Here is a 25196-nt window from a genome sequence, read left to right on the forward strand (position 1 = left end):
CTTTCAACACATGAGCCTTACCCACCTTCGGAATTGTCTAAATTCACAAAAAGCCTCTGGCAGACTGGTTATCTTTTACTGATAAACCATCTGCCAGAGGCTGTCTATATCCTAATGCATATAATATTCGTAATTACTTTTCATCACAATGCTTACCGGCATTTCTTCGGTTTTCTTATCTCGGCTTCCCGTTGTCAGATATTGATACAATACATTAACCGCCCGTTCTCCCTGCTCAAAATTCATCTGACTGATCACAGCTGTAAGTATCCCATTATCCAGATAGGGCTTTAACTCACTAAATACATCCGTTCCCAGAAAAATAATATCTCTTTTAGGGTATTCATCCAATATCTCACATAATACATATGTGTTTCGCGCATTACAGCAAAAGATAGCCACAATATTTTCCGATTTTAACAAGTCCCTGCATTGTTGTTCTATTTCCTTTCTCCCAAAACCATCCACTTTAATCAAAGGATTTGAAATTTCGTATTTATTCAGGTAATTGATAAAAGCATTCCCATAATTCTGGTTCGTATACGCTCCTTGATTTCCCGTCAGAAGCATGATTTCTCCTTTTCTGCCCCCTAACATCTTCTGAATAAATTCAGCAGCCAACTCTCCTGCCTTCTGATGATTCACTTTAATGCTGCTAAATACATTTTCTATTTTCCCATAGCTTGCAAGCAGCACCACCGTCACACCCTGATGATAAAATCTGGATATCCATTCATTAGACTCTTTATCATCAGACAGTGTAATCAATCCATTGATTTCATCCAGTTCTGTATCAAACAGCCTTTTCAATTCTAAGGATATTTCATTTAAATTATACTCCGATTCAATATATGTGAATTGCACTTTATATTTTTCCAGATTATCTGAAGCTTTCTTAATCCCCTCCCAAATTCCTCTGAAGAAGAAACGTTCCTCCCCACTGGCTTTCGGCAGCACCACCGCTATTCTGAGCTCTTTTCGTTTTAAACTCGAAGCTACTTCGTCTACTTTATAATTCATCTTCTCTACTTCAGCTAATATACGTCTTCTGGTTTCTTCTCCTACACCTTCTTTGCCGTAAATAGCACGATGTACGGTTCCGATTGACACACCTGTTTTTTCAGCAATCTCTTTAATTGTTGTTTTTTTACCTGCCATATCCGCCTCCACTAAAACGTTTTATTCGAATTTAGTATCCCATATTCGATAAAAAATGTCAAATACCTATCGGCGTCTACTTTTTACTACCTGTATGATTTGTTTTCTCCTCGGGTTATCTGCCACGCTTTCCACCACCCATCTGGGACTGTGTAATCTGCGTGATTGCCTGTCCGTTCACTGTAACGTCTCCGCCGTTCAGCTCTGCAGTACCATTCGAATCAAATGCTGAATTTGCTTCGATGTCAATTGTTCCTCCGTTAATGGATATCGTACCGTTCGAATCAAATGCGTCCGTATCTCCGCTTGCCATGCTTACAGAAATGGTACCGCCATTCACTTCAATAGCAACGTCATAAGCAGTGCTTTTCGTTGTCGCATTGATGCCGTCATCCGCCGCATAAATAGCTGTCTCGCCGCCGTTGATCTGGATATAGGTTCCTTCAATGCCTTCTGTGCATGTCTCTATATTGATGGTGCCGCCGTCTATCTGCACAATGCTGGTTCCACGGATCGCATCATCATCGGCCTTTATATTGAATGTTCCATTCAGGATATAAATATATCCAAGAGAAGCGTCATCTTCGTTTTCACTATGAAGGGCATCTTTTCCAGTTACAATGGTAATATCTCCATCGTATATGCAGATAGCATCATTTGCCTCTATGCCGTCTGCCGATGCGGTGATGACATATTTTCCTCCGGTTATTTTCAACTCATCCTTTGAAGCAATTCCGTTGCCTTCATCCGATACAACTTCCAGCGTGCCGGTTCCATTCAGTACCAGGTCTGCTTTAGAAAAAATGACTGCATCCAGATTGGTATCTCCGTCAGCTTCATAGCTTCCTGAAACTTCCATGTAGTTTTCACTCCCGGTCGTGGTAACAAATACCTTATCTGCTGATTTTGCATAGATTGCAGGTGCAGTTTCATTGGTGATGCTGATGCCATCCAGTACGATCTGTACTTTCGCTTCGTCACCGGCATCCACTATAACAGTGGCATTCTCAACATCACCGCTCAGCACATAGACGCCTTCCGCATCAATCGTCACGTCTTCACCGCTTTTTAATTCAATGGAAACTGCACCCGTAAGGTCAGCCGACTGTTCCAGATCCCGCTCCGAAAATAATCCTGTCGTGTCAAGAATGGATCCTTCAACAGATGAGATAATGCTTGCTGCACTGTCTTCCGTTTCCGTGTCCGTCTCAACAGCCGACGTTTCATTGATGACGGCTTCTGTGTCTGTTATCTCCGTAGCTGCATCTGCAGCATCTTCCCGGGCTGTTGTGCAACCCATCAGGGATAAGGCAAGCAGCATGGTTAATGCAATTGTTCTGATGCCTTTTTTTCTAATCGTTTTGGTCCTCGTGTTTTTTATTCTCATAAAGTTACGCTCCTTTGCTATTCGAAAGCAATGATGCCTGGTTTTCATCAGGCAGTATTTATCTGGTTACTTGTCATCAACTGATAACCAAATAATAAAGCATAAACCTTAAATCAAACTAAAACATTCCGGACAAATACGAATTCTTCTGTTTCGATATGATCATCACATCGCCGAAATCCTTACACGGTCGTCAGCAGCGCTTCAAAAGAGCCTTCCAGCTCATACTCCCCTGTGTTGGCCGTGATAAAGATACTGTCCCCTTTTTTCACCGCCAGCTCTTCTTCACGGGAGCGCACGGTGCCGCTTCCCTCCAGGATCAGCAGGCTGACAAAGGAGGACTTGTTGATTTCTCCGAATATTTTTTTCATAAGCTGTCCGTCCAGTACAATCTTATCTACCGTGAAGTAGTCGCAGGATACGATATGAGGCTCGAAGGTTCTTCTTCTCATGATCGGGACCCTTTTTGTCACCTGCATCGCTTTTTCAATATGCAGGTCCCTTTCCTTCCCGTCTGCATCCTTTCGTCCATAGTCGTATACGCGATATGTGACATTCGAATTCTGCTGGATTTCTGCAATGACATTTCCTTTTCCGATCGCATGGATCGTGCCCGGTTCAATAAACAGCACATCGCCTTTGCGCACCTCTACCTTGTTCAGGACCTCCAGCAGCGTTTTCTTTTCAATCCGTTCTGCAAACTCCTCTTTGGAAACCTCTTTGGAAAATCCGTAATAAAGGCTGGCGCCTTCCTCGCAGTCTGCAATGTACCACATTTCCGTTTTTCCATACTGCCCTTCCGTCTCCAATGCAAAGGCATCATCCGGATGGACCTGGATGGACAGGTCGTCTTTTGCATCTATGAATTTGATCAGCAACGGAAACTGGTCATACCGCCTGCCTTTTGTGCCGATTACTTTTTTCCCTTCCATAAGGATGTATTCGCTTAAGGTCTCGCCTGCATATTCCCCGTTTTCCAGAATGCTCGGGCCGTCAGGATGACAGGACAGCTCCCAGGTTTCCGCAAGTTTGTCCCCCTGATAGTCCTTCCCGTAATCCAGCATCAGTTTCCTGCCGCCCCATAAATATTCTTTATAACCTGGTTTTAATTTTAATATAGCCATACCACACACTCCATCCCTACTGCTTCTCTAAAATGGCAGCCTGAAGCTGCTCCGCTTTTTCACATGCATCCGCTGCATCTGACCCCTTCACACCCATGTAATATTTAATCTTTGGTTCCGTACCTGAAGGCCTTACGCAGAACCATCCGTCATCTTCCAGTTCGAAATAGAGCACGTCAGACCCGGGAAGATTCAGCCTCTCTGTTTCGCCGGTTTCCATGTCCTTCCTGATGCCTGCCTGATAGTCATGTACAGACAGTATTCTGTATGCTCCTGCGTTTTTCGGCGGTGCCGTCCTGTAGCCTTCCATCATGGCTTCCATCTGCGCTTTTCCTTCCAGCCCCTTTAAAGTCCGGGTGAACAGATCTTCCTTAAAGTACCCGTACTTCTGATAGATCTGTTCCATCTGATCGCAAAGCGTCCGCCCTCTCTCTTTATAATAAGCCGCAGCTTCACAGAGTGCCATCACTGCCACAACTGCATCCTTATCCCTTGCATGCGTTCCAATCAGGCATCCATAGCTTTCTTCAAATCCAAACAGGAATTCACAGGTGCCTTGTTCTTCAAAGAATTTAATCTGCTCGCCTATATATTTAAAGCCCGTCAGGGTCTCTATATGCTTTACGCCATATTCTCCGGCCATGGTTTTAGCCAGGTCAGAAGATACGATCGTGCTGACAATGGCTCCGTTTGACGGCAGGATTCCCATTTCCCTTTTAGCCGACAGCTGGTACTCGCATAAGAGGAGCCCTGACATGTTTCCTGTAAAAGCCATGTATTCTCCTGTTCGGCTGTCTTTTGCGTAGATTCCCAGACGGTCTGCATCCGGATCCGTTGCAAGGACAATATCCGCATCCACTTTTCGCGCCAGCTCCAGCGCCATGGAAAATGCTTTCGGATCTTCCGGGTTCGGGTAGCTGACTGTCGGGAAACTGCCGTCTGGAAGCTCCTGTTCCGGAACGACATATACCTGTTCAAAGCCTAACTCTTTCAGTATCCTTCGGACAGGCACATTCCCGGTTCCGTGGATCGGAGTATATACGATTTTCAGGGTGGAAGCCATGTTCTGAATGCTTTCCGGATGCAGAATCAGCTTTTTCAGCGACGCCATATAGCGTTCATCAATCTCATCGCCGATCACCTGGTAAAGTCCCTGTTCAACAGCTACCGATTTTTCCATGGTACGGATTGCAGAATAGTCTGTTACCTGATTGACACGGGCAATGATTTCTTTATCCCTGGGCGCTGTAATCTGAGCGCCGTCTTCCCAGTATACCTTATACCCATTATATTCCGGAGGATTATGGCTTGCCGTAATCACAACGCCGGCAACGCAGCCAAGCTCCCGAAGCGCGAACGAGAGTTCCGGCGTAGGTCTTAAGGAATCAAAGATATACGTTTTGATTCCATTCGCATTCAGGCAGAGTGCCGTCTCCTTTGCGAATTCTTCAGAGAAATTCCTTGAATCACAGGCAATGGCAACTCCTTTTTCCTGCCCTCCCTGCTCGCAGATATAATCTGCCAGGCCCTGGGTTGCTTTTCGGACAGTATACCGGTTCATGCGGTTTGTTCCGGCTCCCATGATGCCGCGCAGGCCGCCCGTTCCGAATTCCAGTTCCTTATAAAAACGGTCTGCAATCTCTTCTCTATCTCCTGAGATACTTCTTAATTCTGCTTTCGTATCTTCATCAAACAGCTCTGCTTCACACCAGAACCAGTAATTTTCCATGTTTTTTTCCTGCATGTGCAAATTCCCCTTTATACCTGCTTCATTTTCTTTAAATAGTCCAGATTCTGATCAATCAGCTCAATCCTCTGTGCAACACATTCCACTGAGCGCAACGGATCTTCCGGTGTCTGAAATACATAATCGATCAGTTGACCGACTGTCGTTGTTGCCACATGCAGCCTTGTATCAGATGAAGCATAGTAGATCAGAACATCTTCATTTTCCTTCGCGATGGCACCGTTTGTGAAAACCACGTTCGATACATCCCCGACCCGTTCTTCTCCAAGGGGCCCGATCAGCATACCGGACGGTTCTGCGATGACGCGTTCCGGATGCTCAAGGTCTGTAGCAAATGCATAGATCACATACCGGAGTCCTGCCGCCGTATTTCTCACGCCATGGGCGATATGGATCCATCCCCTGTCCGTCCTGATCGGCACTGCACCAGCTCCATTTTTCGCTTCTGTAATCGTATGATACTTTCTCGGACTTGTGATGGTTTCCACATCGATGACAGCATGTTCAATGTCATCACACAGACCGAATCCAATCCCGCCACCGCTGCCGGTGTTGATGAAGTCATCCATCGGTCTTGTGTAGAATGCATACTTTCCATTGACGAATTCCGGATGGAGCACCACGTTCCTCTGCTGCGGTGAATGCAGCGTGATGAGGTTATCCAGCCTCTCCCAGGTCTTCAGATCCTTTGTGCGGACGATGCCCGCTGCCGCCACTGCTGCCGACAGATCGTTCGTGCTGTGATCCTTGCTTTCCGAACAGAACACGCCGTAAATATATCCGTCCTCATGCTTTGTAAGGCGCATGTCATAGACGTTGGTCTCTTCCCTGCATGTATCCGGAAGCAGCACCGGCTTATCCCAAAAACGGAATCCATCGATTCCTGTTCTGCTTTCTGCCACTGCAAAAAAAGATTTCCTGTCGTTTCCTTCTACCCTTACGACCAGATAATGCATCCCGTCTAATTCGATGGCTCCTGCATTCATGACCGCATTGACTCCAAGACGCTCCATAAAGTACGGATTCGTCTCGGGATTGAGGTCATATTTCCAGATGACAGGAATATGGTTTCTTGTCAGTACAGGATCCTGATAACGGTCAAAAATCCCATTGTAAAAGCTGCTTTTTTCATTTTTCTTTGCAATTAATCTTTCCAGTTTATCCTGTTCTACATGGTATTGTTTATGCAGCATCAGACAATCCTCCTCATCATTTCCAGACACATTCTTCCATTGTGGTATGGACATTTCCACGGCTCCACAATCGGCTTCCCGCTTTCCGGCTTCCCGTCTTTGTCAAGTTCCCAGAACCATTCGGATCCTTCCCTTTGATCAACGACATACTTCTTAATATAGTTCCACAATCCTTCTGTTGCTTTTAAGAACCTTTCATCCGATGTTTTCTGGTACATATTGTAAAATCCTACCATAGCTTCCGCCTGTACCCACCAGACTCTGGTCGTATCCACCTCTCCACGGAAACATTCATTCTTCATGGAGCCATCTATATCCAGAGCAGTACGGCAGACAGCCTCTGCCAGAACATTCGTATATTCCTTCGTTTCATCCTCCAGCTCTTTTACCTGCAGCACTTCGCATGCACGGTCCAGCAGCCAGGATGCTTCTATATCATGGCCATAGGAGTACAGGTCAGATATGGTGTTGAGTCCGGAATCGAAGAAAACCTCCAGCTGCTTCTTGTCCGGATTGTACACCTTGTTCCTGAATGCACGCAGCGCATCTTCCAGCCTTTCCCTGACAGCGTCATTTCCCGACACCCGGTAAAGTTCCGTGTAAGCCTCCAGAACATGAAGCAGCGTGTTCATGGTCTTATCCGCCAGCAGTCCGTTCTCTGATAATTTTTCATTATTCTCCGGCCGCCAGTCTCTGGTGAAAGATTCCAGATATCCGTATTCATCCACGCAAGTCGTTTCGATGCGTTCAAACAGATCCATTGCCAGCCAAAGCGCTTCCTTGTCCCCTGACGCATCATAATAGGAGGATAGTGCATAGATGGCAAATGCCTGGTTATAGGTGTGTTTCGTGGTGTCGGCAATGTTTCCGTCGTAATATGCCGACCAGTACACGCCGCCGTATTCCTGATCAAAACAGACACCCTTCAGAAACCTGTATGCATGGGCCGCCTCCTCTAAAAGGCTGTCATCCCTCAGCGCCAAGCAGGCATTTGAGAAGAACCAGAGGATCCTGCTGTTCAGGATGCAGCCTTTCTCATGTTCCTTCTGTACGTTCAGGTCATAATCCACATATCCGTAATATCCGCCATTTTCATTGTCACGCAGCCCTTTCCAGAACGGAATGATTTTTTCTTCCAGGTGCTGTTTCACTTCTTTTGCTAACGTCATATAACATGTCTCCCTGTATCTTCTTACCGAATTCCGATTTCCGTATCGCCAGCTGATACGACACTGTGCTCTTTGATATAGCGGATCAGCTCGTCTGCATATGTAAACGCAAGACCTACATAGCTGTCTGCTGCCCCGTAATAGATTGCCATCTTCCCTGTTTCGCTGTCGTGGATGGTTGCGCACGGGAATGTTACATTTGGAACAAATCCCCTTTCTTCATACCATTCTTCCGGAGTCAGAAGGAAGTTTTCACAGCGGTATTTTACGATTGAAGGATTGTCGATATCAAGAATCGCTCCGCCAATACTGTATACATATCCGTTGCATGTGCCGCTTACACCATGGTAAATGAGGAGCCATCCTTCGCTTGTCTCGATCGGAGCCGCGCCTCCGCCAATCTTAAGAGACTGCCACCATTCGCTGCCCTTGCCCATAACGTGCCTGTGTTTTCCCCAGTAGACCATGTCCGGGCTTTCTGACAGAAAGATATCCCCGAACGGCGTATGCCCGCTGTCGCTTGGTCTTGACATCATTACGAAGTTTCCGTTGAGTTTTCTCGGGAATAGCACTGCATTTCTGTTGAATGGCAGGAACGGATTTTCTATCCTTACAAAGGTTTTGAAATCTGTCGTTTTTGCCATTCCAATTGCCGCACCGTAAAAATCCTGACACCAGATGATATAGTAGATATCATCTATTTTCACAAGACGGGGATCATATGCATATACAGGCATGAAGGGATTTCCTGCTTCGTCTGTAAACGGAATTTTTTCTTTATCAAATTCCCAATGAATGGCATCTTTGCTTCTTCCGAGATAGATATAAGGAATGCCGTTCGTCTGTTCGCCTCTGAATACGCCGATGAATTCATCCCCGTAAGGCATCACTGCGCTGTTGAATATCCTGGCCACTCCCTCTGCAGGGTTTCTTCCGATAATCGGGTTGCTGCTGTATCTCCAGACAGGTGCTCCCGTTAACTTTTCTGGTTTCTCCTGCCAGGGCACATTCGCTACCCTGGGACTTATAAGTTTGATTTCTTTCATACATATCTCCTTTTTACTGATTGATCCATATTTTCCAGCCTGGATCTTCTGCGGATCCGGCTCTTTTTTCATCAAATTATCCTTTTACAGCTCCGGCGGCCATGCCTCCGTATACCTGCTTCTGGAAAATCAGGAACAGGATCAGGATCGGGATGATCGTAATCAGCACGCCTGCACAGATATAGTTATACTGGTTTCCGTAAGGTCCCGTGAAGGTATACAGCGCCGTGGAAATCGTCTTCAGTTCCGGCGTCTGCAGGTATAGATTTGACATATAATATTCATTGTAGATGCCCACACCCTTCAGTACGAGGGACGTTACGATTGCCGGTTTCAGCAGCGGAAACAGGATTTTAAAGAATACCCCGAAGTAGGTACATCCATCCATAATCGCTGATTCATCCAGGGATACCGGAAGGTTCTCGAAAAACTGAAGGAAAATATAAATCGAAATAATGTCGGTTCCCATCATGACGATCATGTATCCGTACAGATGATTGATGAACCCTAACGTATGCATGATCTGATAGACCGTAACCTGTGTCGCAATTCCCGGAATCAGGGCCGCAAACATGAACAGGTTCTGAACGACTGCATTCCCTCTGAATCTGAAGCGGTTCAGCACGAAGGCAAGCATGGATCCGATAAATACGGATGCGGTCAGTACAACAATCATAACCAGTCCTGTATTAAAAAATCCCCGCAGCATATTCGCTTTTTCAAAGGCTATTTTAAAATTTTCAAAATACAGGAAAGATTGCGGCAGTTCCAGAACCGAAGTGGTCGCGTATTCCTCATTCGTCTTGAATGCAGTCAGAATACATACCAGAACCGGTATTAATGCTGCTATTGATGCCGTAGCAAGGGCCACGTATTTCAGGACTGTAAATATAAATGTTCCTGCTTTCATCTTTTTCATACCTTACTTTCTCCTTCCCGAAGCGCTTTTCTGTTTATTTTTTCATGCTGCTTTCTTTTCTTTACTGCAGCTTTTGATTCATCTGCTGTTCCGTCATCGAACATATACTTAAAGAATAATTTCTGGGCTACCGTACACACAATGATGATTGCAAGCAGCACAATTGCCATTGCACATGCAAGCCCTACTTTCTGATTCTCGTGAGCCAGACGGTTCATGATAACGAAATAGGTTCCCGTTCCCATTGTTCCATTCGTAATTACGTATGGTGGTTCAAATGCGCTCAGAGAACCGCTGATTGACAAGATCAGGTTCAGCACGACGATGGATTTGATGCTCGGTAAAATGATATATCTGAACTGATGCCATTTATTTGCCCCATCCAGCTGGGCTGCTTCATAAAGTTCGGTATCTACAGACATCATCGCTCCAAGAAAGAGAATCATGTTCTGTCCCAGATATCTCCATACAGAGGTTGCCGCCAGCGAGATATTGTTGATCCTTTTATCCTGAAGCCATAACGGAATGTCATCAAAGTCAGTTCCGAACAGGTTCAGGATAGAATCCAGAACAAACCCTCTTGCATAGAAGAATTTGAAGATAAATCCCACCGCAATACCGCATATCAGGTACGGGAAGAACATTGCGCCTTTAAAGAGGGAACTCCCCTTCGTCCCAAAAACGAGAAGCGTAGCGAAAAACAGGGCCAATCCCAGCTGTACGACAGCTCCTCCCATGTAGTAGACACTGACGATCAGCGACTTGAAGATGTCGCTTCTCTGGAATACATCTTTATAATTCTGAAGACCCACAAATTCACGCGGTCCGATATATTTCATTTTGTAAAAGCTGAACTGTACCATCTTGAAAAAAGGGATACCGGTAAATACGATCAGCAACGTTAACGGAACTATCATAAACAGTGTGATGACAAGAAATTGCTGTCCCTTCTTGCCTCTCAATATATCCTTTAATGATTTTTTTTGCTTCTGAGCAGCCGACATTATTACTTCACTCATAAAAGCCTCCTCGCTTCTGCTAAATAGAAGGCAGTTGCGCTTCCTAGCAACTGCCCCGTAATTTCAGTATAAACCTGTTATTTTGTGATCTCCACACCTAACGACTCCTGTGCCGCCGACCATTTTGCATTCCATTCTCCCATGAGTTCATCTAATGTCTTTGTGCCATAAAGAGCTGATTCTAATATCTCGCATTTTGGATAATCATCTTTATTGATGCCTACTTCGCTTTCATTGTTGACTTCTTCGAAAAGGTTCTCTTCGCCTTCTTTAGCAGGGTTATTTGCAATCATTTCTACACCCTTGAAATCAGCGAGTGCTGCTGGAAGCTCCTGTGATTTTAATGCCGGGATACTTCCTTCATCATCATAAATAGAAGATTCTTCGATGAGCCATTTTACATATAACATTGCTGCAATCTGATTTTCTTCTGATGCTTTGTTATTGATACCAAAACTGTAATTTCCGCCTGCTCCTGCATACTGCTTTCCGTCTACAGTGACCGGGAAAGGCATGTATGCCACATCGTCAGCATTCTCTCCGGCATCTTTACACTGCTGCACTGCCCATGAACCAAGAACCATCGCTCCGATTTCTCCAGTGTTCATCTTTGATTTGGAAGATTCCCAGTCACTGCTTGCAGGATCTTCTTCCACAAGCCCTCTTTTTACAGATTCATACAGCGTATAATATACGGCATAAGGTCCTGTCATATCATCCTGTTTTGCGAAAGGATCTTTCACATGTACGATGTCATTCATGAAATCAGGATCGCCTGTAGCTGATATGCCGATATAGGAATCCCACTGTCCCAAAGTCCATCCTGCCGCAAAGTTCGTATACAGCGGAACTGCATCTGTGTTGTCTTTGATCTGCTGCAGGCAGTCAAGAAATTCATCCGGTGTTGCAGGTTTTTCTGTGATTCCTGCTGCTTCCCATACCTTTTTGTTGTAAACGACACCGCCTGCTGTTCCACCATTGGCTATACCATACTGCTGTCCGCCAAATGTTTTTTCTGAGCAGAAGTTGTAGATTTCATTTAATGTTTCAAAGTCACCAAGTGATGTAAAATATTCTGAAAGTTCACTTTTGTTTACCGATGCTGGTATAAAACAGATATCTCCCCAGTCACCTGCTGTCAGACGAAGGTTCAGAGACTCTTCATAATCTGTCACCGCTTCATATTTAACTTCAATATTCGGATACAGTTCCATGAATTCTTCCGCATACCCTTTGTATACAGTATCTACGATATCCGTCCTGTTTGTAAGGATTTTGACTGACGTTTTCAGATCCTGGTAATCCTCACCCAATGTGATAGAATCGATTGTAGGCACTTCCACTTTCTTCACTGCATCAACATTGTCTGCTTTCCCACATGCTGCCAGTGACATAACCATCGTTACTGCAAGGCAGAGACCAATTACTTTTTTCCCTTTTCTCATACTCTTATTTCCTCCTTGTTTTTTAACTTTAACAACTTGTTATTTAACTTGTTTTTTAAGTTGATTTAATTCTAATGCATGACGCTCCATTTTACAACACTTTTTTATCTAATTTTGTCATTTCGTTGCTTTTACTTAATTTAATTCGTATTTATTATATATTATTCACAACATTTATCAACTTTACAAGATTAATTATTTTTTTAATTTAAGTTGCAGTCAACTTATTTTAATTCATTTTTAATTATTTTCCATTCATAAATACCGGCTTTCGTTTTTGTATTTCAAAAATCCCTCTCTTCAAAATCCATTCTACTCCGGTAATCAGATCGGCATGTTCAGCAATTCGTTTTTATGTCCATAATTTACATACATTGATACCTGAACAATCAAAGAATTTCGCCTGCGAAACCCTCTTACTGACGCCCAGTCACTTCTGCGACATATTCTTCTTCCGCGTCATGCCCTCCTCCCCGAGCATTTTTATATATAGGAAATCCGCCGAATTTCTCATAACGGCCAGCATGTCAAAAGCCCTCTTAAACGTCCGCTTCGTCAATTTGCACACTCACCACCTGCAGCACAGTGATACAAAACATGATTCAATGAGCAGCTTTATGAAGACGTTGGTACTTAGGCCGCGTATTCTGCGGCCTTACGTACCACTACGTCTTCATCTAAGCGAGAGCGCGCTGCGAATGAACATGTTTTGCATCACGTCCTCATTCGAAGACCCGTGCAAATTGACGAATCCAATTCTGTAAATGGGCTTTTGACTCCACTTCTGTATATAAAAAAACTTCCTTCAACATCTGCGCTCTGCAGAAACTGTTGAAGGAAGTATATAATAATGCTATTAAATTTTCTCTATGTTCAGCACAGGCTGTCATTTTGGACTGCACAACCTGCTCACCTGCGATAAAAGATTATCTGAAAGTTCAAATCGCCTTTCCTTTCATCTTCACGCTTTGTTTTATAACCATATGCCCCGCTACGATATCCAGACCTCTTCCTGCTTTTGGATTTTTAATCTGTTTCAGGACTTTTTCCAGCGCAACCTTGGTCATGGCTTTTGTGTTCACTTCATAAGTTGAGATTTTCATATCCGGAAATCCCGGATAAAGGTAGTTATCGAATCCAACTACTGAAATATCCTCCGGCACGCGGTACCCCTGCTCCTTCAGCTTCAGGATCAGCATTCCCGCTACCAGGTCACAGTTGCACACAAATGCTTTCGGCAGTTTTTTAGGAAGATCAAACTCTACCTGTCCCATGTCATCACGGTCTTCAATGAGCCATTCCGGATGAATGTTTTTTCTGTGCTCCATCATTGATTTCATAAAACCGCAGTAACGGTCCATAATGCTGCTCGTTGCATAAATGGAGCCGATAAAGCCGATGTCTTCTATTCCCTGTTCAAAAAGGAGCTCCGTCATCAGGTACATTCCATAAAAATTATCGGTTATCACCGCATCTGCTGCCAGATCTTTGTCATAAAAATCCAGATACACGACCGGCATGCGTGCAGCTTCGCGGATTTTCCGGATATACCGCTTATCAATTTCTCCTATCACGATCAGGCCTTCAATGTTCTGCTCCGTCACGATTTTCGGAAGAGTCAGAGTTCTCTTTTCCTCTTCCTTTTTCAGGACCTCTATCGTTGTAAAGCAGCCTTTCTCGCTTGCAAGAATGGCAAGCTCCTGATACATCTTCCAGTAAAAGGTCGCATACTGCGCCAGATAGTTTTCCGCTATGATAACTCCTATTTTTTTGAATTCGCCTTTATTCTCATCCTGCTTTTTTGGAGACGAAGACAACTGATACCCCAGGAGTCTTGCCTCTTCCTGGATACGCTGCCTCAGTTCTTCGCTGACGCCTTTCTGACCCGATAAAGCATTATGTACAGTAACTGTACTGACGCCTACTCTTTCCGCAATATCTGCCATCCTCACTTTTCCCATAGAAATACCTCACTGCTCATTCTTTATTTGCAACTCTTCAGTCTGTCTCCCACATAACCCCATATAACAACCTAATAAGTAACTATTCAGGACTATGCCCTTCATAGTCACATATGATGCATATAAATTACATTTTCTTAAACATACAGATTAAATTATAGTTTTTTTAATTAAATTTGTCAACAAAACTACGTTTTTATATACGTGTAAAATGATACAGTCTGCTCTGGTAATCTCCCCACATGCCCTTAATCAGAAATCCGCCATTTACAAGCATTTCTCCAGAATATATTTCATCTGTTCCTTCCAGACGGTAATCAGAATTCAGATCCAGGCCTTTTAACCTGATTTTTCTGCTATGGCTGTTCGGCACTCCCAATACATGCACATAGGTTACGAGCGATTCGCTTTTATCTTTTGCCACTACTTCCCAGCAGTCATAGAGATGGTTTTCAGACCAGGATGCGATGCGGTAATAATCGCCTTCCCGGACCAGTTCATGATATTTGTGGTACATCTCCACCTGTTCAGGAATCATGGCGCGGTCTTCTGCAGGAATTTTCGTAATATCCAGCTCATATCCGAAGGTTCCGGCAAGGGCCACATGCCCTCTGGTACGGAAAGGCGTATTCCTGCCCACGGAATGGTTCGGACAGTCGCTGACATGTGCTCCCATTGCCGAAAGCGGATAGATAAGGGCTGTCCCTTCCTGAATCTTCAGGCGTTCAATGGCGTCCGTGTCATCAGAACACCAGATCTGCGGACTGTAATAGAGCATACCCGGGTCAAATCTTGCACCGCCTCCCGAACAGTTCTCCAGAAGCAGCTCCGGAAATTCCTGTATCAGCCTTTCCTGCATCCGGTAAACGCCCAATACATATCGATGGAAGAGCTCCTGCTGGGATTCCCTGTCAAGATACGCACTTCCCAGGTCGCTCAGCTGCCTGTTCATATCCCATTTCACATAAGAAATCGGAGCACTCCTCAGGATCTTTGCAACGCATTCATAGGCATACTCTTCTACTTCAGGATTCGACAGATCCAGCACATACTGTTCACGGCTCTGGGTCGCTTCACGCCCCGGAATCTGAATAGCCCATTCCGGATGTGTGCGATACAGATCTGAATTCGGCGAAATCATCTCTGGTTCAAACCATATGCCAAATTCCAATCCGATTTCATTGACGCGTTCCGCCAGATCCTTCAGTCCCGTCGTGATTTTCTTTTCATTGACGACCCAGTCCCCCAGGGAACAGTTGTCGCTGTTTCGCTCCCCGAACCATCCGTCATCCATGACAAGCATCTCAATCCCAGCCTTCTTCGCTTCTCTGGCGATATCAAGGAGCTTGTCCGTATTGAATTCAAAATAGGTTGCTTCCCAGTTGTTGATCAGGATCGGCCTTTTCTTATGCTTATAAGGGCTGCGTATCATATGCTCCCTGTAAAAATCATGCAGCGAACGCGTCATTTTTCCAAGCCCTTCACTGGAATATACCAAAATGGCTTCAGGTGCCTGGAAGCAGTCGCCTGGCTTCAGGTTCCAGCAGAATTCCTCATGATGGATACCCATGACCATCCTGACCGAATCAAACTGGGTAAGCTCCGCCTGCCCGATGAAATTCCCTGAATACACAAAATGCATGCCATATACTTCCCCCTGATCCTGGGTCGTATCCGGCGTCACCAGCGCAACAAAAGGATGCTCCTGATGTCCCGACTCTCCTCTGGCGGAAGAGACCACCTGTTTCCCATATCTGACAGGCCCTCTCTGAATATGACGTTCCCTTGCCCATGAGCCATGAAGGGTCATCATTTCGAACTCCTGGTTGTCCATATCGATGCATGCGCTGTAGATCTTTTCGATTTTCAGGTTCTGCACTCCCTCATTAACCACCTTTATGCTCCTGGCAATCACATCTTCCTTTTCAAACACAGAATAGGATAGCACTACCTTCAGCTGGAGCACTTCATCCACGCAGGTAATCAGCAGCGTGGAGACTTCCTCCTCCCTTCCGAAAGAAGCCGGCAGCCCTTCCAGCCACGGTTTTCCTTTTTCAATCACATGGGACACATAGCGGATTTCACATCCCATGCAGCCGTCTTCATTTCGCACGTTCAGGCAGCTTTCCCTGTAGTCTCCGATTCCTCCCGTCGGATATTCCATCGGAAAGAAATCCAAAAAAGAAGACTTTTCCCTTTTATGCCTTTCCGGGGTAAACGGCGCCTCCTCCGTCCTGAGCAGATAGCTGCCGCCGGCATTGGCAAGGCGTTTTCCATAATAAATATGCCCGACGTACCCTTCTTCCGTCATCCCGATCATATAGGTCGTATTTTCTGTATCAAGCTTAAATATTCTCTCTGTTTCCTTAAATTGAATTCCCATATTTTCCACCTCGTTTAATCATTATTGGTATCGTACTGATTTTCCATTCCTATTTCCCACTTCTGCATTTACCGCATCCGCTTTTACTGCATCCGCATTTCACCATAGATGTATTCTACATCCAGTATCTTTCCCTCGACACAAAAACGCTCTTCTCCTTTCTCCTTCAATCATGCAGATCGATTTAAATTTAATATTAATTTAATCATCTTATTTAGTTTAACAAAACTTTAATTTAAGTCATTAATTATATTAAACACTTAAGCAGGCCAAATGTCAATCCAATCGTGCAATTTATTTCTGATTTTTGTTTCTGGTTACTGTTCACTCCGTGATTAGTAACACGCTTCGCGATGCACAGAAATGGTTGAAATGCACCATTTCGTGCTGCAATCCCCGGGTTTTATGTGACTTTCGCTTCGCTACACTCACAAAAACACCTTGCGTTGGATGACGTGTGAACAGTAACTGTTTCTGTTCTAAATTCAGCGAAACATCTGAACGGAACTTGACATCCACATGCGAATTATGATATAGATAACATTGTGCGTTTTTTCAGGACTGCAAATGTACTGAACAGATACCATATAACTTATATAAGTCTGAGATCGGTCAGATGTTTCTACCAACTACCGTAATAGTTGTCTATAGGTTTTTCACGAAAAACATGGGCAGGCTGGGACAGGTGGTCTTTTTTTGCCCAAAAATGAAAGCCGGAGGAAATTTATATGAGAAAAAATTATGTTCTAAAAGGAAATATCTGCTACTGCATTGAAAGCAGCCGGATAGAAATTTCAGATGGTGCATATCTTGTTTGCGAGGACGGGAAATCTGCTGGGATATTCCCTTCGCTTCCAGAACAGTATCAGGATTTTCCGATTACGGACTTTGGAGAATGCCTGATTATTCCAGGGCTTGTGGATCTGCATACTCATGCACCCCAGTATGCCTTCCGGGGTCTGGGAATGGATATGCCCCTGATGGAATGGCTTGAGACCCATACCTTCCCTGAGGAAAGCAAATACGGGGACATGGAATATGCCAAAAAGGCTTATCAGATCTTTGCGGATACTATGAAGAAAGGTGCAACCACAAGAGCCTGCATCTTTGCAACCATTCATTCTGAAGGCACCGATTGCCTTATGAGCCTTATGGAAGAGACAGGACTCCACACCATGGTCGGAAGGGTCAACATGGACCGGAATGCCCCTGTCAATCTGTGCGAACCTTCACCCGAACAGGCGCTGGCCGATACGGAAGAATGGATCATCAAGAGCAGGACGCAGTATCGGAATACAGAGCCGATCCTTACTCCCCGTTTCATTCCCACCTGCTCGGACATGCTGATGGAAGGCCTGGGCATGCTCCAGCAGAAATATCACATGCCTGTACAGTCCCACTTATCCGAAAATGACAGCGAGATTGCTTTTGTGCAGGAACTGTGCCCGTGGTCCCGGTGCTACGGTGACGCCTATGACCGGTTCGGCCTCTTCGGAGGAGCCGATTGCAGGACCGTCATGGCACATTGCGTTCACTCAGGTGACGACGAGATTGCGTTAATGAAAAAGAACGGCGTTTTCATAGCACATTGCGCCCAGTCGAATACCAACCTCATGTCGGGTGTGGCGCCCGTCCGCAGATATCTCGAGGAAGGAATTCCAATGGGATTGGGAAGCGATGTGGCCGGCGGCTGTACCACCGATATGTTCCGGGCTATGGTGGATTCCATACACGCCTCCAATCTTCGCTACAGGCTTTTTGATGACAGCCTGAAGCCATTGACGCCGGCGGAAGCGTTCTATCTGGCTACCAAGGGAGGAGGCGCCTTCTTTGGTCAAGTAGGAAGTTTTGAGCCCGGCTATGAAATGGACGCGCTGGTGCTCGATGACAGGAATCTGCCCCACCCGCAGGAGCTGACGACCCTTGAACGGCTGGAGCGGATGATTTATCTGGCTGACGAGCGGAATATCGTGCATAAGTATGTGGCGGGGAGAAAGCTTTTCTAACCCTGCATTTCAATAATTGCGCAAAGAAATGCCACTGCAGAATTTTCACTCTGCGGTGGCATTTCTCTTCTATCGTAATCTCCCTCAACACCTTATTCCATCCCCTTACATTCAGCGGTATGCAACCGGAATCCAGATGCGCATCTCATCATACCCCCTGTTATCCCAGGCGAAGTACGGCACCAGGCGCATGGAAACCGGCTCCAATACGGGCTGCTTCATCGTCTGGTATAAGCTGTCCCTGTTATACTGATTTCTATTGATCTGATTTCTATTGATCTGATTTCTATTGATCTGATATCCGTTTCCTTCCAATGCTACTGTTTTTCTTCCCGCTATCTCGCAGGAAACAGGCATGAATCGGGCATTCAGATCCAGCATAAGGTCATCCAGGGTTTCCACCGGGGCATCCATTCCTTCCATGCAATAGACAAGGGGACCCCTTTCAACCGCAGCCTGTCCCACAGTTTCTTCCACCATATTGTGGGCCTGCGTCAGTCTGACCGGCATGTCAAATAAGATCTGGACCTCCTCACCCTCGACAAGTTCCAGCTTCACCGTCAGATATCCCGTCTCATCCTTTTCATCCAGCTGATATATCCTTTGGGCCATCTTGATATAGCCGCTTTCTGCCCAGGCTGGAATCCTTATCTTAAGATTGATTTATAACGCGTTCCTCCACGGCTTCCTGCAACACCCGCTCCAGGGCATTGTCCAGGGCATTGTCCAGCGCATTTCCCATAAGCGCATAGACATCTGCAGATGCCATGAACGCAATCATTTTTCCTTCGACCATGCAGCTGAATTCCAAATTATGTTCATTATATATCAGTGTTTTCTCCCTAAGAACATAATCCAATGCTTTGCAGCCTGTATGGTACGTGGCATCATAAATAGACACTGCCTGTTGAATCTCCCTCAAATATTCTGAACGTGCCTGGCTATCTTCCATATTCTCAAGTGCTTTAATCTGGTGCTTTAAATCATGACATTTAATATTGATAATATCAATTGCTTCCTTTGCACTTTTTTGCTGTACACCAGACATCTGTAACAATTGCTCCATCATTTCATGCTCATGTTTCATATTGTTTTCATGTAAAACAGAGTATTCCATCAAAAGAACCAGTGTACAGCATAGCAAGCTATAGAATGGACAGATTACTTCCCCTATCAGTGTTCCAGCATGTTCCTCCGGATATGACCAGTAAACACTAAAACCAATTGCGGCTATCATCACGATTACTGCAAGTATTGCTATGCGGATATCTCCATCCTGAAATCTATTTCTCTTTTGTTTTTTTCGAATAATCAGCACATAAACTATGATTGCTCCTATGATATAAACAAGATATCTTGTGATCAGAATATGTGCAAAGTTTCCATTTAATGCAAAACTTTGATTTGTAAAAAAAAGTATGATTTTTGAAAGTGTGAAGCTTATATGTTCCGTGGCATAACCTCCTGCCATTATGAAAAGCACTTCCAAAATTCCAATATCAAAGCTGAACATAATCGGGAATATCGTAATTACTGCATACCCCAAATATAGAAGCACAAATGGGAACAACGACTGACCGGTGTAAAAATTTATAATAGCCATCCAAATATAGGAAAGGGTAAACTGCAGCACAAATCCGGCTGTCAGTCTGACAAAAAAATGATTTCTTCTTTGGACTCCAATCAAAAATATGATTTCCGAAACAATTAATTGAAATGGAAATTGTATGAAATTGTTTTCTAAAAACTCATATAGCAAGTCACAGCCCTCCCATATAATTGATATAATCCTGAGTAAACTGTCGTTTTAATCGTCTGGACAGTGGCAGTACTCTCTCTGAAACTAATGAAACTGCATCTTTCCCAACACTCTTTACATGGGTTAAATTCACTAAGCACCCCGCAGTACATTCTGAAAAAGGCAGATTCACCATTTTTTCTTTTACCGCTTTGATGCTTCCCCTCTCTCGAAGACATTCTTTCTTTGTACGAAAAATCAGATAATCACGTTCTTTTTCTATATATAAAATATCGGATACGTTGATTCGCAGGATTCCATCTTTACTATTTATCAGAATATCCTGTTTTTTGTGGCTTTGAAAAAAGCGAAATGCTTTTTCCAGCTTCATAGAAAAATTGTAATATCCAACCGGTTTCACCATGAAATCAATTGCATTTACCTCATAACCATCAATTGCATATTGTGCCATACTAGTAACAAATATTATTCCGACAGCCTGATCCTTAGATCGTATTTCCCGAGCCACCTCCAGTCCATTGCATCCAGGCATCTCAATATCAAGGAAAATAACATCATACTCTCCACGATATTCTTCCAAAAAATCTAAGCTGGCATAAAAAACCGTCGTCTGAAAGGAAACATTATTTTCAGACTGAAATTTATTCAAATATGCAACGATATGCTGTGCATCTTCTTTCGAATCATCTACCACTGCAAATCTCATCAATGCTCTTCTCCTCTTGAAAAATCCTCTCCCAGGTTACAGGGCTGCTTTCAATCTAGTACTCGAGCCTGCCTTTGTTTCCTTAAGAACCGCATTAAAGCAGTTTTTTTATAATCATCATTATTTTATCAGCCGCCTGTTTAAACAGCAAATACTTATAGTGAATACATACCCATGCTTTACAGGCATGGGTTCGCTATTCAATATCTCTAAAACTCTTTTGCCATATCTTCACCCTGTCTCTTCTCTAATTTTATACACGCCAGCATGAGCCCCATTACGATTGAAAGGAATGCGGATGCGATAACACGGTATTGCGGCGGCAGTAAAAATACAAGCGTATGTACTGCTATCCAGAAGAACAGGCATGCCTTTATCCACGCAAACTCAACCAAGGAATGCCAGTCATTCTTTTCAACCAGATCAGACAATGTAATCTTGCGATTTTTATCCTCATATTTCAGATCGATATACATATCCGTAAACCGGTGAAATGTCATCATAACCGGTCCGAATGTTACATTCATGATGGCACTGCCGAACAAAGCCTGGGCAAATATGCTGCCCTGGAATGGCAATCTGCCTGCTGCCTGTGCCGCTGCTGTTCCGCCCATATAGACCGTGAACACCAGTGTGACCATAATACCGATGGTTCCCCAGACCGCTGATTTGGCCAGTGTACTTTTCGGCACCGCCCACCCCTTGTTTACGATTCTCATTCCCAGCAGATCTCCCATGGTTGCTAATATAGAAAATTTTATAAAACCTGCTATATATGGATGTATTTCTGTAATTTCGATGAATCGGTCTCTTGAAGCGGGTACCGCTAATATCAGAATCCAGAATGCAAGCACCCCTCCCCAAATAGAATCTCCTTTTTTCATATCTGCCTCTTTCTATGCTGGTATTTTTATAAATTTAAAAGTTCTTTGGCGATCTATAAAATTCTTTTCCTGACCTGCCAGATCGAAATTCTCTTTGAATTATCATCTGCTATTCTGCAAATCCGTGCTGACAAATGACCTGTCTGTACCATTCAGAACTCTTTTTGGGAATTCGCTCAAGTGTCTTATAGTCTGTATAATAAAGACCATATCTCATTGCAAAGCCGCCATTCCATTCATAATTATCCATAAGAGACCACATGTAATACCCTTTTACGTCAATCCCATCTTCCATTGCTTTATGAAGGAAAACCAGAACATCCTTTACATAGTCGATTTTTTCCTGATCATCTAAAAAGAACTCCATGCTTTTCGTTCCGTCATCTGGCTGAGGCAATCCATTTTCGGTTATATAAATCGGAATGCTGATCTTGTATTTTCCCTTAAGCATATGAAGCACGTCCTGGATGGCCTCCACATGACTTTCCGGCTTGTTCTGATAATTTCCACCATTGTCGACTGCTTCCTTCATTTTTTTGAATTCATCCGCATTATCATATAATCCATTATAAAAATTAAGTCCATAGAAATCCAACTCCTGCTTCATGATTTCAAAATCTCCATCCTGCATGTCTGGAACCATGTCATTTTCTTTTAGATAATGATTCAGTTCCTCCGAATACCCTCCCAGGAACAGTGGATGGAGGAAAATCCCATATCCTTCTATTTCATTATTTTTCTTTGCAAGCGCTTCATCTTCTCTATTGCCAGGTCTGGATGGATAATGCTTCCAGACATCTACAACAATTCCTATCTTCGACTTTTCAAAACCATAGCTTCTAAACATTTTCACCGTTTCCCCATGGCATAAAAGCAAATTGTGAAGACACTGTCTTGCATATTTCTCATCTTTTATTCCTGGTGCAAAGAAACCAGCAGCGTGTCCCACATAAACCGCAATCGGTTCATTAAAGGTTACCCAGAAGTCAACGTCATCACCAAAATGATCGAATAAGACTTTTGCATAATTGCAGTACCACTCTACGATATTACGGTTTCCAAAACCTCCACGCACCTGCAATGCATAGGGAAGATCCCAGTGATATATTGTTGCATTTGGAATGATATCATTTTTCTTAAGGCAGGCAATCAGCTTTCTGTAATAGTCTATACCCGCCTGATTTACGTGCCCGATTCCATCTGGCATAATTCTCGCCCATGAAAAAGAAAAACGATAGGATTTTACTCCAAGAGACTTCATCAGTTCAATATCTTTCTCATACAGATGATACGAATCACATGACACCTCCAGGCTGTCATTTTCATGGATTTTTCCGGGGATTCTGCTGAAAACATCCCAGATCGACGGACCTTTTCCATCTTCAAATGCCGCACCTTCAATTTGTGCCGCTGCTGTAGAAACACCCCAGATAAACTCTTTTGGGAACTCATATCTCATCTTAATATTCTGCATTCATTTTCTTCCTTTCCTGCTAATTTCGAATACAAACAATCTGGAAACCAGCCCTAAATCAAACTACTCTGCTGTTTTATAAGACGTACCGCCATATATTGTTTTGCCGGCAACAACACCCTTGTATATCCACTATGGATTCCCATATCCGTAACCGTCATATTCCAGGTATCAATAACCTCTATTTTATATTGCGAGTCTTCTGGCAAATCAAAATCTCTGTAGGACGGTCTGCCAAAACCATAATAGTGGATTTCATAATCATAGTACTGTTTTGGTCCAATCCAGGGATTAAAATCCTTCGTTGCAGTAGTATATGGTATGGCAACCACTTCATCAGATATTCCTATTGAATTCTTTAAATATTTCCCTGGGGTTTCTTCTAATATTTTTTTCAGGAAGTCGATTCGCGGTTCACTATTTCCATGTAATATTCCTCCATGGGACCACCATAATATATCCTTTTCATGCACATAGGTCTCTCCATGTCCTGCATATCCTCCGCGAAGTGAGGCTTCCCAAAACCTTCTTACCAGTTCTTCACCGGCAATGTTTCCCCAGCCCATTTCAATATTTCCCTCATACGCAATTTCATCCCAGACAACAGGCTTATTATATAGTTCAAGATATTCCTCTGTACTTTCAACATGACGATACAGATCAATACGCTGCATGCTGCAATGAGTAATCCAGTCTCTGCTATAATCATAAAATTTCATACAATTATGGATAGATGTCAGCCTGCCGTAACAATCACATTCTTTAATGGCTGCCGCAATTTCTTCCCAGTCCTGCTCTGTTTTCGTCATCAGATCATATTCATTGGCAAGTGACCACCATACATTTCGATATGCACCATATCTGGCAACTACATATCGAATATAAACCAGATCACACTCTCTGGTCATGTTAGCGAATCCCCACTTGTCATAAGGGTGCATCAGGATGATATCTGCTTCGATTCCAAGCCCGCACAAACGGCTGATTTGTCTGTCAACATGCTGAAAGAACTCCTCATTAAAATCATAAAAATCGAAATCTGTAATGTCTTCAATTTTTGCATCTGTATGAAATTTCATATCCAGATGCTTTTCCAATCGTTTTGGATCCTGTCCTCTTTTTATTCCTCTTTTATACGGATACATGACAGGTTCCTTCAAATTGTACTGATAATACTTCGGAAACAGCCAAAACCTTATTTTATTAAAACAACTTTGCTGTAACGTTTCTAATGTTTCTTTCTGAATCTCCTCCGGCTGGTGTATCCAGGCATAGCAGGTTGTTCCTACCGAATAATAGGGGGATCCATCTACATATTCCAGATATCTTTTTTCTACGACACCAACAGGTCCGTGATTATTAGTATTTACTGGTGCTGTTACCTGTATTTCTCCTTCATAACTCTCCTTTGAAAAAGTTCCATAAACGTGATATTTATATCGCCCTTCAAAGGATGGCATAAATCGGACACGGTAAATTCCCGCCCCGTCATAAAATCCTTCCACCTTTTTCGTTTCATGTTCTCCTTCAAATTCTGCGTAAATATGATAATCCAAAAAAGGATTACCTTCCAATTTCCCACTGTACTCTAATTCAAAAATTTCCCATCTGACCACTGTTTTCATAAAATCCTCCTCTATTAATAAATACTTTCTCGGAATCTCTAGCCCTTATTCTATAAGGGGTTCAACTCCTTTATTTTTAAAATCACCCACTTTTTTACCGAAAAAACTTGACAAATAGCCAAAAATTTGCGGCGAAGCCAATTGATTATATTAATTTATTTCAATTGGAGGCGATTTTAATGTTACCTATT

Annotated in this window: 19 protein-coding genes and 1 riboswitch; of the genes, 1 reads left to right on the top strand and 18 read right to left on the bottom strand. The window is 43.7% G+C overall.

The genetic code is table 11. The features are described 5' to 3' along the window. Window positions 1-111 precede the first annotated feature (111 nt). From BJR36_RS15090 to BJR36_RS15145, 12 genes are all read right to left on the bottom strand, one after another. Complete coding sequence (locus BJR36_RS15090) at window positions 112-1158, bottom strand: substrate-binding domain-containing protein (protein ID WP_091235876.1); 1047 nt, start codon at window positions 1156-1158, stop codon at window positions 112-114. A 115-nt stretch (window positions 1159-1273) separates the two neighbouring features. Further along, a complete protein-coding gene (locus tag BJR36_RS15095) occupies window positions 1274-2545 on the bottom strand; it encodes a carbohydrate-binding domain-containing protein (protein WP_091235879.1) in 1272 nt (423 codons plus the stop codon). Between the two features lie 182 nt (window positions 2546-2727). Beyond that, window positions 2728-3669 carry a type I phosphomannose isomerase catalytic subunit gene (locus tag BJR36_RS15100; protein ID WP_091235881.1) on the bottom strand — a complete coding sequence of 314 codons (942 nt, stop codon included), beginning with the start codon at window positions 3667-3669 and terminating at the stop codon, window positions 2728-2730. A gap of 16 nt (window positions 3670-3685) precedes the next feature. Further along, entirely contained in the window at window positions 3686-5413 is a 1728-nt protein-coding gene (locus BJR36_RS15105; RefSeq protein WP_242875599.1) for a phospho-sugar mutase, read from the bottom strand. 14 nt (window positions 5414-5427) lie between these two features. After that, complete coding sequence (locus tag BJR36_RS15110) at window positions 5428-6609, bottom strand: glycoside hydrolase family 130 protein (RefSeq protein ID WP_091235884.1); 1182 nt, start codon at window positions 6607-6609, stop codon at window positions 5428-5430. Further along, on the bottom strand, window positions 6609-7778 hold the full coding sequence (locus BJR36_RS15115) for an AGE family epimerase/isomerase (RefSeq protein WP_091235886.1): 1170 nt from the start codon (window positions 7776-7778) through the stop codon (window positions 6609-6611). The genes BJR36_RS15110 and BJR36_RS15115 overlap by 1 nt, the downstream gene beginning before the upstream one ends. A gap of 23 nt (window positions 7779-7801) precedes the next feature. Then, window positions 7802-8824: a glycoside hydrolase family 130 protein gene (locus BJR36_RS15120; protein ID WP_091235919.1), complete on the bottom strand. Its 1023-nt coding sequence runs from the start codon at window positions 8822-8824 to the stop codon at window positions 7802-7804. Window positions 8825-8900: 76 nt separating this feature from the next. Beyond that, entirely contained in the window at window positions 8901-9743 is an 843-nt protein-coding gene (locus BJR36_RS15125; protein ID WP_091235889.1) for a carbohydrate ABC transporter permease, read from the bottom strand. Next, window positions 9740-10762 carry a carbohydrate ABC transporter permease gene (locus tag BJR36_RS15130; protein ID WP_091235891.1) on the bottom strand — a complete coding sequence of 341 codons (1023 nt, stop codon included), beginning with the start codon at window positions 10760-10762 and terminating at the stop codon, window positions 9740-9742. The genes BJR36_RS15125 and BJR36_RS15130 overlap by 4 nt, the downstream gene beginning before the upstream one ends. 77 nt (window positions 10763-10839) lie before the next feature. Further along, window positions 10840-12207 carry an ABC transporter substrate-binding protein gene (locus BJR36_RS15135; protein ID WP_091235893.1) on the bottom strand — a complete coding sequence of 456 codons (1368 nt, stop codon included), beginning with the start codon at window positions 12205-12207 and terminating at the stop codon, window positions 10840-10842. 938 nt (window positions 12208-13145) lie between these two features. Beyond that, window positions 13146-14168, bottom strand: a complete 1023-nt coding sequence (locus tag BJR36_RS15140; protein ID WP_091235895.1) for a LacI family DNA-binding transcriptional regulator — start codon at window positions 14166-14168, stop codon at window positions 13146-13148. Window positions 14169-14364: 196 nt separating this feature from the next. Then, on the bottom strand, window positions 14365-16551 hold the full coding sequence (locus BJR36_RS15145) for an alpha-galactosidase (protein ID WP_091235897.1): 2187 nt from the start codon (window positions 16549-16551) through the stop codon (window positions 14365-14367). A 572-nt stretch (window positions 16552-17123) separates the two neighbouring features. Continuing rightward, window positions 17124-17219, top strand: a riboswitch (purine riboswitch). Window positions 17220-17279: 60 nt separating this feature from the next. Here BJR36_RS15145 and BJR36_RS15150 point away from each other — a divergent pair. Continuing rightward, window positions 17280-18557 carry an amidohydrolase family protein gene (locus BJR36_RS15150; protein WP_091235899.1) on the top strand — a complete coding sequence of 426 codons (1278 nt, stop codon included), beginning with the start codon at window positions 17280-17282 and terminating at the stop codon, window positions 18555-18557. A 111-nt stretch (window positions 18558-18668) separates the two neighbouring features. On the opposite strand, the gene BJR36_RS15155 is transcribed toward BJR36_RS15150, so the two are convergent. The 6 genes from BJR36_RS15155 to BJR36_RS15180 all read right to left on the bottom strand — a co-directional run bounded on the left by BJR36_RS15155 (window position 18669) and on the right by BJR36_RS15180 (window position 25005). Continuing rightward, window positions 18669-19169 carry a glycoside hydrolase family 127 protein gene (locus BJR36_RS15155; protein ID WP_091235901.1) on the bottom strand — a complete coding sequence of 167 codons (501 nt, stop codon included), beginning with the start codon at window positions 19167-19169 and terminating at the stop codon, window positions 18669-18671. A gap of 40 nt (window positions 19170-19209) precedes the next feature. After that, the gene (locus BJR36_RS15160; protein ID WP_169823726.1) at window positions 19210-20160 is read right to left on the bottom strand and encodes an ATP-binding protein; all 951 of its coding nucleotides are present in this window, start codon (window positions 20158-20160) and stop codon (window positions 19210-19212) included. A gap of 157 nt (window positions 20161-20317) precedes the next feature. Continuing rightward, window positions 20318-21022 carry a LytR/AlgR family response regulator transcription factor gene (locus BJR36_RS15165; protein ID WP_091235906.1) on the bottom strand — a complete coding sequence of 235 codons (705 nt, stop codon included), beginning with the start codon at window positions 21020-21022 and terminating at the stop codon, window positions 20318-20320. 209 nt (window positions 21023-21231) lie between these two features. Beyond that, window positions 21232-21906: a hypothetical protein gene (locus tag BJR36_RS15170; protein WP_091235908.1), complete on the bottom strand. Its 675-nt coding sequence runs from the start codon at window positions 21904-21906 to the stop codon at window positions 21232-21234. Window positions 21907-22015: 109 nt separating this feature from the next. Continuing rightward, window positions 22016-23380 carry a glycoside hydrolase family 1 protein gene (locus tag BJR36_RS15175; protein ID WP_091235910.1) on the bottom strand — a complete coding sequence of 455 codons (1365 nt, stop codon included), beginning with the start codon at window positions 23378-23380 and terminating at the stop codon, window positions 22016-22018. Window positions 23381-23433: 53 nt separating this feature from the next. Beyond that, window positions 23434-25005, bottom strand: coding sequence for a DUF5605 domain-containing protein (locus tag BJR36_RS15180; RefSeq protein ID WP_091235912.1), 1572 nt, complete (start codon window positions 25003-25005; stop codon window positions 23434-23436). Between the last annotated feature and the right edge of the window lie 191 nt (window positions 25006-25196).

The organism is Anaerobium acetethylicum (genome assembly GCF_900096945.1).
Classification (GTDB): Bacteria; Bacillota; Clostridia; order Lachnospirales; family Lachnospiraceae; genus Anaerobium; species Anaerobium acetethylicum.